This is a genomic window from Pseudomonas sp. c313 (assembly GCF_055407145.1).
On record NZ_JBUZRD010000002.1, the window covers coordinates 182446 to 194252 of the forward strand.

The 11807-nt window shown below is 60.6% G+C and carries 12 protein-coding genes; 3 read left to right on the top strand and 9 right to left on the bottom strand.

Annotation, left to right across the window (positions count from 1 at the left end; genetic code table 11):
• Positions 1-170: 170 nt before the first annotated feature.
• Positions 171-1088, top strand: a complete 918-nt coding sequence (locus tag ACZRKZ_RS05690) for a universal stress protein (protein WP_463980984.1) — start codon at positions 171-173, stop codon at positions 1086-1088.
• A gap of 67 nt (positions 1089-1155) precedes the next feature.
• On the opposite strand, the gene ACZRKZ_RS05695 is transcribed toward ACZRKZ_RS05690, so the two are convergent.
• Positions 1156-2079 (bottom strand): universal stress protein, encoded by a 924-nt coding sequence (locus ACZRKZ_RS05695; protein ID WP_463970051.1) that lies wholly within the window; start codon positions 2077-2079, stop codon positions 1156-1158.
• Positions 2080-2356: 277 nt separating this feature from the next.
• Between ACZRKZ_RS05695 and ACZRKZ_RS05700 the strand changes: the two genes are divergently transcribed.
• Positions 2357-3430, top strand: coding sequence for an NAD(P)-dependent alcohol dehydrogenase (locus ACZRKZ_RS05700; RefSeq protein ID WP_463980985.1), 1074 nt, complete (start codon positions 2357-2359; stop codon positions 3428-3430).
• Between the two features lie 151 nt (positions 3431-3581).
• Positions 3582-4820 (top strand): MgtC/SapB family protein, encoded by a 1239-nt coding sequence (locus ACZRKZ_RS05705; RefSeq protein WP_463980986.1) that lies wholly within the window; start codon positions 3582-3584, stop codon positions 4818-4820.
• A 79-nt stretch (positions 4821-4899) separates the two neighbouring features.
• Here the strand turns inward: ACZRKZ_RS05705 and ACZRKZ_RS05710 are convergent, their stop codons facing one another.
• From ACZRKZ_RS05710 to ACZRKZ_RS05745, 8 genes are all read right to left on the bottom strand, one after another.
• Positions 4900-6264 (bottom strand): ATP-binding protein, encoded by a 1365-nt coding sequence (locus tag ACZRKZ_RS05710; RefSeq protein WP_463980987.1) that lies wholly within the window; start codon positions 6262-6264, stop codon positions 4900-4902.
• Complete coding sequence (locus tag ACZRKZ_RS05715; RefSeq protein WP_463970055.1) at positions 6261-6923, bottom strand: response regulator; 663 nt, start codon at positions 6921-6923, stop codon at positions 6261-6263. Before ACZRKZ_RS05715 ends, ACZRKZ_RS05710 begins: the two co-directional genes overlap by 4 nt.
• Positions 6924-6934: 11 nt before the next feature.
• Positions 6935-7579 carry a tetratricopeptide repeat protein gene (locus ACZRKZ_RS05720; protein WP_463980988.1) on the bottom strand — a complete coding sequence of 215 codons (645 nt, stop codon included), beginning with the start codon at positions 7577-7579 and terminating at the stop codon, positions 6935-6937.
• A complete protein-coding gene (locus tag ACZRKZ_RS05725) occupies positions 7576-8385 on the bottom strand; it encodes an SDR family oxidoreductase (protein ID WP_463970057.1) in 810 nt (269 codons plus the stop codon). Before ACZRKZ_RS05725 ends, ACZRKZ_RS05720 begins: the two co-directional genes overlap by 4 nt.
• Positions 8372-9046 (bottom strand): TenA family transcriptional regulator, encoded by a 675-nt coding sequence (locus ACZRKZ_RS05730; RefSeq protein ID WP_463970058.1) that lies wholly within the window; start codon positions 9044-9046, stop codon positions 8372-8374. Before ACZRKZ_RS05730 ends, ACZRKZ_RS05725 begins: the two co-directional genes overlap by 14 nt.
• A complete protein-coding gene (locus tag ACZRKZ_RS05735; protein ID WP_463980989.1) occupies positions 9043-10524 on the bottom strand; it encodes an AMP-binding protein in 1482 nt (493 codons plus the stop codon). Before ACZRKZ_RS05735 ends, ACZRKZ_RS05730 begins: the two co-directional genes overlap by 4 nt.
• The gene (locus ACZRKZ_RS05740) at positions 10514-11191 is read right to left on the bottom strand and encodes a thermostable hemolysin (protein ID WP_463970060.1); all 678 of its coding nucleotides are present in this window, start codon (positions 11189-11191) and stop codon (positions 10514-10516) included. Before ACZRKZ_RS05740 ends, ACZRKZ_RS05735 begins: the two co-directional genes overlap by 11 nt.
• A gap of 127 nt (positions 11192-11318) precedes the next feature.
• On the bottom strand, positions 11319-11759 hold the full coding sequence (locus ACZRKZ_RS05745; RefSeq protein ID WP_463980990.1) for an Lrp/AsnC family transcriptional regulator: 441 nt from the start codon (positions 11757-11759) through the stop codon (positions 11319-11321).
• Positions 11760-11807: the final 48 nt, after the last annotated feature.

Consider the following 11807-nt stretch of genomic DNA (forward strand, 5'->3'; position numbering starts at 1 on the left):
TCATGCATCGGTAAATGGCTCATTGCGCGTGCGTTTAACTTGAAATAAACCTCAACTGTTTGATGCAAATCAAGTGCGCGCTCCTTTGAGCGCTCACCATCAAAGCCACAAAATTGCTTTCTTGTAAAAGCCGGACACAGCCCCGCCCTGGCTGATTGTGGAGGTTTGCCATGTCCCTTAATCAACGAGTGTTGCTGATAGCGCCATCAGCCATGACGCGTGGCCCAGCCTTCGAGCGTGCTGGCGCGTTGGCTGCCGCCCTGCAACTGCCGTTGCACATCGTCGCGTTCGATTATGTGGCAGCGCTTGCGGTGGCGGGCCTGTTTGCCCCCGATGAGGTGGACCAAGCCCGTGAGGGGTATTTGCACAAACATCGGCAATGGCTGGGTGAGCAGGCTCGCCACCTGGCCAAGTGGGGCATCGTGGTAACCAGTGAGGTGGCTTGGGTAAAAGAGCCCTATGTCGAAATACTGCGCTACGTTTGCGAGATGGACGTGGCCTTGATTATCAAGAATGCCGAGGAAGAGCCCTACCTCAAGCGGCTGTTTTTCACCCCACTGGATTGGCGGCTGCTACGTGATTGCCCGGCACCGGTGCATCTGGTCACTGACTCACGTCATCCGCAGCCCCAGAAAATCCTCGCGATTGTCGATGTGCTGCGCAGTGAAATAGAGGACCTGCGGCTCAACGATCAAATCGTCAGGGCCGCAGTGAAGCTGGCCGGGCAATGCGATGCTCAGGTACAACTGCTGCACGTCTTTGACTGGACGGCGATCTACGCATTGGACACGGGCCTTGGCGCGCTGCCCCTGGCGACCGGTATGGGGGAGCTATTGGGCCAGGCCCAGCGCGAGGCTTTTTCGGCCCTGGCCGAGCGCCATGGCGTTGCGCCGGACTGTCGACACTTCATTGAAGGCATCCCTCTGGAAACCATTTGTGGGTTTGCCAGTGAGTCGGGGACGGATGTCATTGTCATGGGCACCGTTCAACATGGCGGGCTAGACAAGTTACTGGGCTCGACCGCCGAACACCTGCTGCACCGTGCGCCCTGCAGTGTATTGGCGATCAAGCCCCCAATGAGAGAGTGACTACATCAAGCAGCACCTCGCCCGGGCAGCGTCATGGTGCCCGGGCTTTTGTCGTCGGCCTGGCAGGTCAGTCGATTGCCTCGGGTGACACCACCCATACGCTGCAAGGCATCTTGTACAACAGCGCCTCAGCAGTGCTGCCCAGCAGACGGGATATGCCGCGGTGGCTGACACGGCCCATGACAATCACATCGACGTTATAGGCATCGGCATAGCTGGCCAGGACTTTGGCCGGGTTGCCCAGGATCATGTGACGTTGCTCGGGCGCGATGCCGTTGCGCTCTGCCAGGGCATTGAAGGCATCTGCCTGAGCATCGAACAGAGTCTTGGCCGTGGCGCTGGAGAAGAACCCCGACCCACTGTCGAACCCATACTCCTGTGCTCCCAAGGACGACAAATCATGGGCATAGAGTACTTCGACCTCCGCGTCACAGGCGCTCGCCAGCTTTACCGCTTCATGGAGGATGTGATCGTTCAACCCCAGGTATTGATCATCGCGGTGAAACGGATCTACCGCAGCGATCACCTTACGCGGCAAGGCATGGCGCACCTGGCTGACAAAATGCAAGGGCACTGGGCATTCGTGCAGCAAGTGCACATCCAGCGGGGTGAACATCAACCGCGAGAGCAGCGATTCGTGTTCCAGCGCCTTGATCAGCAGATCCATAGGCTGCTCCTTGAGGTGAATCAGTATTTCCTTGAGCGGGTGTTCGACCCAGGCCACCTCAGTGGTGACGGTCAGCCCGATCTTGCGCAAGGGCCTGGCCTGCTCCTCCAGCCACTGGTGATGGCGCTCGACGTAACCCAGGCGCATTTGCTCCAGTGCCTGTTCGTTGACCAGACCGGCAGTCGCCAGGCCTTCCAGGTAATCGAAGGCCACGATGTGCAACGCGGCACCTGCGGCCTTGGCCAATGCGGCGGCGCGGTCGAAGGCTGGGCTGTGCTCCATCAGGGGCGAAACCAGCAGCATGAAACGTGGTTGAGCGGTCATGAGTCATCTCCCGTGGATACGCATTTATTAGTGGCGAGTCCGCCGTGGCAGCGGTCCGTCGTCAGACTAAAAGCCTTGGACAGATCATCGCGCCGGCCGGAGGCGTCGATTTGATCTGTATCAAGTCCCGCTCGCGGGCAGAAACCCCGTCCGACGCTCGGTCATCGACGGCGCTACTCAATCCTCCCATTGTTGACCATGATCAACCTGTCCCAGGCCCTCGGCGCGCACTCTGGGCCCGGTATCGGATTCAAATACGCGAATTGGAGTGCTCACCATGGCAAACATGAAAGCAGCAATCTTCGTTGAAAAGAACCGAATTGTGCTGGATGACAAACGAATTCCAGAGATCGGCCCGATGGACGCACTGGTGCGCATTACCACCACCACGATCTGCGGTACCGACGTGCATATTCTGCGGGGTGAATACCCGGTGGCCAAGGGCCTGACGGTGGGTCATGAGCCTGTGGGCATCATTGAGCGTCTGGGCTCCCAAGTGCGTGGTTTTGTCGAAGGCCAGCGAGTGATTGCCGGGGCCATTACCCCCAGCGGGCAGAGCTACGCCTGCCTGTGCGGCTGCGGCTCCCAGGACGGCCCCGATACACGCCATGGCTTTCGCGCCAGCGGCGGCTGGAAGTTCGGCAACACAATTGATGGCTGCCAGGCCGAGTACGTGCTGGTGCCGGATGCACTGGCCAACCTGTGCCCGATCCCCGATGGCTTGAGTGACGAACAGGTGCTGATGTGCCCGGATATTATGTCTACCGGGTTCTCCGGGGCGGAGCGGGGCGAGGTCAGTATTGGCGACACCGTGGCGGTATTTGCCCTGGGGCCAATAGGGTTGTGTGCGGTGGCCGGAGCCCGGTTGAAAGGCGCGTCCGTGATCATCGGGGTCGATGCGGTGAGCGAGCGCATGAGCGTTGCCCGCCGACTGGGGGCCTCCCATGTGGTCAGTTTCAAGGACGGTGATGTGGTGGAGCGGATCATGGCCATCACAGACGGTCGCGGTGTGGACGTTGCTATTGAAGCACTGGGTACCCAGGGCACCTTTGAGTCGGCGTTGCGGGTGTTGCGTCCCGGTGGACGGTTGTCCAGCCTGGGGGTTTACTCCAGTGATTTGCGCATTCCCTATGATTCCTTTGCCGCCGGGCTTGGGGATTACAGCATCGTCTCGACCCTGTGTCCCGGCGGCAAGGAGCGGATGCGCCGACTGATGGCGGTGGTTGCTAGTGGCAGCGTGGATCTGGCGCCCCTTGTGACTCATCGATTCAAGCTCGATGACATTGAGGCCGCTTATGAGCTGTTTGCCCATCAGCGTGACGGTGTGATGAAAGTGGCAATTACACCGTAGCTCATTGCTCTGCACAGCGAGGCTGACGAAGTTCATTACCATCATCGACGCTTCCCTCTGCGGGCCAACAGGCGCTGTACCATGCGGTGTGAAAAGAATGCTGGCCGCCACAATCGCTTAGGGGCGGGTATTTTCGCCTTGGCAGGTTTTAATGACAGACACTTTCGGTATCACCAATGCGGCGGCGGCCCTTGGGATCGGCATGCTGGTCGGGCTTGAGCGCGAGCGGCGCAAGGGGCGTGGCGACAGCCGTGCTTTTGCAGGCTTGCGTACGTTTGCGATCACCGCATTGCTGGGCTACGTTTCCCTGCAAGTCGGCGGCGCGAGCCTGCTGGGGCTGATGGCCGTGTGTCTGGCGCTGCTGATGGCAATCGCCTATTGGAAGAGCCTGGACAAGGACCCCGGCCTTACCAGTGAAGTGGCATTGCTCACGGTGCTGGTGCTGGGGGCTCTTTGTGGCAACGCGCCCGAACTGGCGATTGCCATTGGGGTGGTTATGGCGGGATTGCTGACCTACCGCCAAAAACTGCATGACTTCGCCCGTAGCCAATTGACTGACACGCAAATGCGCGATGGTCTGTTGCTGCTAATAGCCGCCCTGGTGATCTTACCCTTGGCGCCAGATCGATTCATCGGACCCTACGGCGCCATCAACCTGCGCACCATTTGCACCTTGACGGTGTTGCTGATGGCGGTGGGCGCGGTGGGCCATATTGCGGTGCGTACCCTGGGTTCACGGTATGGCTATGCGATCGGCGCCATCGCTTCCGGGTTTGCCTCCAGTACCGTGACCATCGCGGCCATGGGACATCTCGTTGCCAGGGAACCGACGAACATTCAAACGCTCAGTGCTGCGGCCATCCTGTCCAATCTGGCCACGATCGCCCAGGTTAGCCTGATCCTGGGCACGGTAGAGCCTGAACTGTTGTCTCGGATGGGATGGCTGCTTCTGGCCGGTTTTGTCACCACCTTGGTATATGGCGCCTGTCTGATGCTTCCAAGGCCGAATGCGCGCGCCAGTGAGAGCATTGAGGTCGGCAGTGCCTTCAGCCTCAAACTGGCCCTGATCATGGTGCTGACCATGACCGGCATTACCTTTTTGTCAGCAGTGATGCTCAGCCATTTCGGTCAATTCGGTGTAATGCTGACAGCGACCTTCAGTGGGTTCGTCGACGCTCACGCCTCGACCGCGTCCATTGCCGCCCTGGCCAAGTCCGGCCAGTTGCCCTTGGGCGCGGTTGTCGTCCCTGTGTTGATCACCATCAGTTGCAACTCCCTGAGCAAATGTCTGGTGGCCTGGATCAGTGGCGGACGCCGTTTCGCCGCTTATGTCATTCCCGGGCAAATCCTGCTGACAGGTGCAATGTGGGCGGGCACCTTGTTGAGCTGAAGGATATCTGCGCGAAGCGAGAGATTCTTCGCCCTCCGCGGATGCGATGCTGCGAACTGCGACTCTCAATCGGTGTTCATCAACGATTGATCTGCAGCGTTGCGCACAGTCCTCCCGCTGCTTGGTTTTCCAGGCGTACCTGGCCGCCGAAGCGGCGCGCAATGGTCTGTACGATGGTGAGCCCCAGGCCGGCGCCGTGGGCATTGCCGCGGCTGTAGAAACGCTCGAACAGCCGGTCACGCTCAGTCTCGCTGATACCTGGCCCCTGGTCCGTCACTGACAGCTCGAAGCAGTCGGGTTTTTTCTCCAGTTTTACGGTGATCACCCCGTGCTCCGGGGAGAAGTTCGCCGCATTGGTCACCAGATTATTCAGGGCGATATCGATGGACGCGGCGTCGACATTGGCGCGGTAGGGGATATCGTCTACCTCGAACGCCAGCTCAAGCCCTTTGCTCAGCAGCCAGGGCGTCAGTTGAACCAGGCTTTCGCGAACCGTTGCAGCCAGGTCTATGTCGTGAGCCGCCGGCAGCACTGAGGTGGGTTCCAGGCGAGCCATGGTCAGTAATTGGTTGACCAGCCGCGTGGTACGGTCTACTCCGGCGATCAAAAACTCCAGGGATTCACGACGCTGGGCCTGCGTGCCGGCTTCCAGCAAATTTTGCGCATGCACTCGCAGCACGGCCAGGGGGGTGCGCATTTCGTGGGCGGCGTCGGCAATAAAACGCCGTTCACGGCCGAGTACTTCCTGGATCTGCGCGAGCATACGGTTCAGCGCGGCCTGCATCGGTTCCAGTTCGGTGGGCAGAGGCGTCAATTGCATCGGTTCCAGGGAGCCGGAGTTGCGGGCGCGCAGGGTCGCGGCCATATCGGCCAACGGTTTGAGACCCCAGCCGATGGCCAGCCAGACCATCGCTGCAAGTATCAGGCTGCCCAGAACATTGGGCCAAAGGGTATGGCGTACGATCCGGTCTACCAGGTCGGAGCGCACATCGTCACGTTCCCCGACCCAGATCCGCAGGCCGTTGTCTTTATCCAGCAGCACGAAGCCGCGCCATTGGCGGCCTTTGAGGTCCGTCACATCACTGAATCCCGGTAGGGCGGGTGACGTGGCAAAGGTGGGGGCGCTGGAGGTGAACACCACTACCTGGTCTTGATGGTTCCAGACCTGAAAAGCAATCTTGCTTTCATAGGGATGCCCATCGACCTTGGGCACCGCTTCCTTCAGGGCCTTGTTGAAGGCGCGATACAGATCCGCCTGGTCCTTGCTCGCCAGGGGCATACTCATTACCCCCTGGAGCAGGCGGGCGTTCTGGGCCAGTTGCGCATCATAGACCTCGGCGATTTCATGATTGCTATCGTGAAGGTTCAATACGCTGATTACCAACAGCCCCGTGAGCATCAGGCCGATGATTAGCGTCAGCGTGCGACGCCGGATCGACGTCATCGGCGTTCCTCCACCAGGTAGCCAACACCGCGGATGGTGCGGATAAGGTCGGTGGAAAATTTCTTGCGCAGGTGATGGATGTGTACTTCCAGCGTGTTGCTTTCGGCCTCTTCGTTCCAGCCATAGAGCAGTTGCATCAGGTGATCGCGGGTCATGACCCGGCCAGGCGGCGAGAGCAGTTCGTGAAGCAGCTGGTATTCCTTGGGTGTCAGTGGCACCGAATCGCCGTGATAGGTGACTTGTTGAGTACCGGGGTCAAGGCAAATGCCGGCATGCTCGATCAGCGACCGGGCGCGGCCGGCGCTGCGTCGCAGCAAGGCACGCAGGCGCGCCTTGAGCTCGGCCAGGTCGAAGGGTTTGATCAGGTAGTCGTCGCCACCAGCGTCCAGCCCAGCAATACGGTCTTCGGTGGCATCGCGCGCGGTGAGGATCAGCACCGGCAGGTTGGAGCCGCTGTCACGCAAACGGCGCAACACCTCCAGGCCGCCCATACGCGGCAGGCCTAGATCAAGCACCACCAGATCGAAGGTTTCGCTGAGCAGCGCATGCAAGGCGCTGCTGCCATCCTGCAACCAGTCGACGGTGTATCCCTCACGGTCCAGGGCCTGATAGATACCTTCGCCGAGGGCCACGTCATCCTCGATCAGTAATAGGCGCACACGGACTCCAGTCAGTTGAGTTGCTTGTTGACGTCTGCCAGTAAGGCTTCGATTTCTTGGCGGCGCCCGGCGTCGGCGGTTTCACGGCCTGGGCGGGGGGTGGCTTGCAAGGCTTTTTGCAAGACGCTCCTGGCGTCACCGTAGCGCTTTTGGCGGTAGAGGTGATCACCCCAGAAGTACAGACTATCCATGCCGGCCGGGTTGAGTTGCAAGGCTTGTTTAAGCAATTGTTCGGCCTTGTCGGCGTCACCGAAGCCGATGGGCCAGCCCGGTACACGGTCGTACAGCGCGCCAAGGCTGGTGTAGGCCGAGCCTTGCAAGGCGTTGGGGTTCAGCGCCAGGGCTTTTTCCAGATCCATTTTTGCCGCTTTGACTTTACTCAGGGCGCCGAGACCGCCCTGGGCACCCGCCCAGCTGCTGGTGATGATGCCCGACCAGATCCAGGCTTCGGCCGCCAAGGGCCGCTCTTGGGTGAACGCCGAGGCCTGGGTGGCGAGTTGCGCGAAGGCGTCGGTGCGTTGCTCGACGGGTAGGTTGTATTGGATGTGCGCCCAGCGCTTTTGAAGGGCGTCGAGGCGTTGCCCGTCAGCGAGGTCCAGTGCCCAGGCTCCCTGGCTCAGGGCCGCCAGCAGCAGGGTGATGATGATTTTGTTCATGGGTTGAGGTCCTCATTGTCGGATTTGTGACTCAGGCGCCGAATCAGCGGCAGTTGCTTGCGCAGCCCTCGGTCCACCAGATTGGGCAGCAGGCTGTTGAGGCGCATGAAAAAACGCTCCGGCCAGCCCAGGTAGAGATCGCGACGGTCGGCGGCAATCGCCCCAATGACTGCCGATGCGACGGTATGCGGGTCATCAACATTGGCGTTGAGTGCATCGTTCAAGGCTTGTGCCGCCTGGCTGTTCATCGAGGTGCGGGTAGCGCGTGGGGCGACGTACAGCACGCTGACCCGGGTATCCGCCAGCTCCCGGCGCAAGGCTTCGGAAAACCCCCTGAGGGCAAACTTGGTGGCGCAGTAGCTGGCGTATCCCGGATAGCCGATGGAGCCGTAGGTTGACCCGACATTCACCACCATCGCGCTTTCGGCTTGCTTGAGCAGGGGCAGCAGGGTTTTGGTCAGGCAGATTGGTGCACTGATGTTCAAGGCCAGCATGGAATTGATTTCACTGTCATCCAGCTGTTCGAGCATGGCGAAGTGATTCACCCCGGCGGCATTGATCAGCAGGTTGACCCCGCCAATGGCCACGGCGGCCGACAACACTTTACGTCGGTCGGCCAGAAAGGTCAGGTCGGCGCCCACCCAGTACAGGTGTTGCGGGTAACGCTCAATCAAGGCGGCCAAGGGTTCGCGGTTCCTGGCCACTGCCAGCACCCGCGCACCACTGGCGCACAGGGCGGTGGCGATGGCCAGGCCAATGCCGCCGCTGGCGCCGGTCAATACCACACGGGCTTCAGACAGGCGCATGCAGGTGCTCCCCGTCACGCGGCAAGCCACGGAACATGTCGGTGTACAGGCCGTACACGACCTTTGAGGCATGGATCACCGCAGCCTGGTCGGCCGGGTCATCCAGGGCGTTCATCAACTGGCGGTAGGTTTCCATGTGGCCGATGTCCAGCGAACCGTGGGAGCTGAGGTAGCTGAATGCAGTTTCCGGCAGCGCCAGGCGTTCACGAATGCTGCCGGCGGCATGGGTGGCCAGGGCAATGCTGGTACCTTCCAGTACGTTGACCATGCCGAACAGGCCTACCGGGTTGTCCCGGGCAATCAGGTCATAGAGGAAGCTGATCATCAGCTCAATCGGCAGGGATGGGTGCCCGTTGCGTACCGCCTCCTTGTCGCCACCGCAGGCAGCGATGTCGTTGAGCACCCATTGTTCGTGACCGTATTCCTCCTCGATGTACTCGCATACCGCTTTGCGCAGCCATTCCAGGCGCGCCGGCAAACGCGCGCCGCACGCCATCATTAACGGCACGGTGTGACGTACGTGGTAATAGGCTTGGGCGAGAAAGGCCCGATAGCTTTCCAGGCTGACCTTGCCTTCCAGGGCATCGCGAATAATCGGCAGAGTGAACAGCGCCTGACGTTCCTGTTGAGTGGCTTCTTGCAAGGTGTCGAAAAAATTCATGAAGGTGTTTCCTCGGTAAACAGGGGTTGCCCCAACTGTGAGCCATAGCAGCTGACGATAGCGTCGCGGCGCGGCCGACCATTGGCAGTGAGCAAGCCATTGGCGGCGGTAAAGGGTTGATTCAGTCGCGTCCAGTGATGAACCTGGGCGTAATCGGGCAGGGTGGCGTTGGCCTGCGCAACGGCAGTTGCCAATGCTTCGTCGGTGCAGTCGGGGCGGTGAGGCCAGAGCAGCGCGTGGTTGCTCGGCATGGCTTCGCCATAGACAAAGGCCTGGGCAATGTCGCCGCCCTGGGTCAGCTCTGTCTCGACCCATTCCGGGTTGACGTTGCGACCAAAGCTGGTGACGAATTGATGTTTTTTGCGCCCCTTGAGGTAGAGGAAACCCTCGGCATCGAACTCGCCAAGGTCTCCGCTGGGCCACCATTGAGCGGTGTCGCCGGCTTGCCCCAGATAGCCGAGCAGCATCGAGCCCTTGATCAGCACCTCGCCGTCTTCGGCCAAGCGAATCTCCACATGCGGCAACGGCTGGCCAACACTTCCTGGGCGTTGGGCGTCGGGCCGATTCAAGCACACCACCGAGGCACACTCCGACAGCCCGTAACCTTCATAAACCGGCATCCCGATCCGTTGGGCACGCTGTAACAACGTATCGGATACCCGTGCGCCGCCAACGGCTGCGAAACGCAGTGTTCGGGGGTTAAAGGCTTTCTGCTCGGCGGCGCTGACCAGCATCAACAGCAGTTGCGGTACCAGAATGAGGCTTTGCGGCTGGCGAGCCGCGAGGCAGCCAAGCAACTGTGGAACATTGACGCCGCTGGCGCCTTGGATGCCCAGGGTCTTCTGGCTTGGTACGCTCAGGGTTGCGCCGGCATATAGCGCGGCGTAACACCCCAGGTTTTCCAGCAGGATCGCCAAAGGCAGCAGCGCCAGGTGGTGGCGCGGATCAGTGGGACGACTGGCCTGATCCAGCTCGCGGGCAACCCGCAGGAGGCTGTCGGCATTCAGGCACACGCCTTTGGGCGTTCCGGTGGTGCCTGAGGTGAAGGTCAGCTTGGCGGTGCCCTCCGGCATCTGGTTGGGCCCGATGAAGGTGCGACACCAGAACTCACCGGATTTCTCGTAGCCTGCAGCCTGCAGTTCGGCTTCCAGGTACGGCTCGGCGATCACACGCTCGGCCTGGCTTTGTTCCAGGCAATGGGCGCGTTGGGCAGGGCTGAAGAACGGCGGCAGTGTCAGGCAGGTCAGGCCTTCAAACAGCACGGCCAAGTCCCAGAGCATTGCGTCGACGCCATTGTCCAGGGCCAATGCCACCACTTGCACCTGTTCGTCCCGCAGACGTTGTTGTCGATAGACCACCTCGGCATACAAGGTGGTGTAATCGAGTTTCAGTTGGTCGCCCCACAACGCGGTGGCAGGGGGCTTGCGCTCGGCATGGCCGCGTAATACCTCTTTGAAACGTAGTGTTTCAGGCGACATGACTGGCTTCCTCGACGGACGTTGGCAACCCCAGGCGTGAGAACAGGCCCATGTTGCGTAAGTGGACAAAACCGGCGCGGATATTGCCGACGTGTACCCAGGGCTGGCTTTCGTAGTAACTGCCCCAACTGTGTCGTTCGTCACCCAGGCGCTGCGGGTCGGCGGCACACAGCGTTACCGGTTTCAAACCGAGGCGATGAAAGCTGTTCACCAGGCCGATATTGCCGGTGAACGCCACCCACTCCAGGCCACCCATGGCCAGCAGGTAGGTGATGGCGATGATGCTCAGGCGGGCACTGCCCGTATCGCTGGCCGCGAGGTTGCCTACTTCGACGATGGAGTTGCGACTCACTGCTTGCTCGGCAGCGGCACTGATCAGCGGGTCGATCGGGTGGTCCAGGTAGCGCTCCAGAAACAGCGGCTCGGCGCTGGCCAGGCGTACGCCGGCCACCGCGCAGAGTTCCCCGCTGGTATTACGCATGCCGAACAGTTCTGGCATGAAGTGGCGGATATCAGCGCCGTGAGCCTGCCGAAAGCGCTGCTGGATAAACGTCTCGAAGAGCGGCCGCAGAGGATCGTCCAGCAGGGCACGATCCAGGCTCATTGGTGTGCCATCGGCGGGGCCGAACGGCAGCGGCAAGGGGATGTTCCAGTGGAGAGCGGGCATTGACAGGGTGCCTCCCAGATGGGTTCGGGAGGAGTATCAGGGGCGTTTCTTAACGGAGTCTGAAGGTGGAGAAAAAGGGCTACCTGCAAAATGACTAAACACCTTCTTCCCTGTCTGCCTGCTGACGTTACTCACCCAACGGCGGCAACCGCCGTTTCACCGGGGTTTTCTTGACGATGGCTGTGTTTGTCTCGGCATAGACATTGAGCCGGTCAAGGAGTGTGTCCAGTTGATCCATGGTGCGTACATGCAGCCGGGCGATAAAGCAGTCCTCACCGGTCACCTTGTCGCACTCGGTGAACTCCGGGATTGCCTGGATTTGCCGTTCCACTTCTTGCAAGCGTCCGGGCAGGGGGCGAATGCGCACGATGGCCTGTAGCAGATAGCCGAAGTGTTTGGGGTCGATGTCCACTGTGTAGCCTTTGAGTACGCCGCGTTCTTCCAGCCGTCGTAGCCGTTCGCCGACGCTGGGGGAGGACAGCCCAGTGATCCCGGCCAGAGCCTTGAGTGAGCGCCGAGAGTCCACCATCAAGGCGGCGATCAGTTGTTGGTCGATGAGGTCTATCACGGTTTTCTCCTGAACTGGTTTGTCGAGTTTGCCTAATAAGAATAGGTA

What these genes read in the sequence shown, in the direction of transcription:
- ACZRKZ_RS05690 (WP_463980984.1), top strand. Translation starts at nt 171, where the DNA reads ATGTCCCTTAATCAACGAGTGTTGCTGATAGCGCCATCAGCCATGACG.
- ACZRKZ_RS05695 (WP_463970051.1), bottom strand. Translation starts at nt 2,079, where the DNA reads ATGACCGCTCAACCACGTTTCATGCTGCTGGTTTCGCCCCTGATGGAG.
- ACZRKZ_RS05700 (WP_463980985.1), top strand. Translation starts at nt 2,357, where the DNA reads ATGGCAAACATGAAAGCAGCAATCTTCGTTGAAAAGAACCGAATTGTG.
- ACZRKZ_RS05705 (WP_463980986.1), top strand. Translation starts at nt 3,582, where the DNA reads ATGACAGACACTTTCGGTATCACCAATGCGGCGGCGGCCCTTGGGATC.
- ACZRKZ_RS05710 (WP_463980987.1), bottom strand. Translation starts at nt 6,264, where the DNA reads ATGACGTCGATCCGGCGTCGCACGCTGACGCTAATCATCGGCCTGATG.
- ACZRKZ_RS05720 (WP_463980988.1), bottom strand. Translation starts at nt 7,579, where the DNA reads ATGAACAAAATCATCATCACCCTGCTGCTGGCGGCCCTGAGCCAGGGA.
- ACZRKZ_RS05725 (WP_463970057.1), bottom strand. Translation starts at nt 8,385, where the DNA reads ATGCGCCTGTCTGAAGCCCGTGTGGTATTGACCGGCGCCAGCGGCGGC.
- ACZRKZ_RS05730 (WP_463970058.1), bottom strand. Translation starts at nt 9,046, where the DNA reads ATGAATTTTTTCGACACCTTGCAAGAAGCCACTCAACAGGAACGTCAG.
- ACZRKZ_RS05735 (WP_463980989.1), bottom strand. Translation starts at nt 10,524, where the DNA reads ATGTCGCCTGAAACACTACGTTTCAAAGAGGTATTACGCGGCCATGCC.
- ACZRKZ_RS05740 (WP_463970060.1), bottom strand. Translation starts at nt 11,191, where the DNA reads ATGCCCGCTCTCCACTGGAACATCCCCTTGCCGCTGCCGTTCGGCCCC.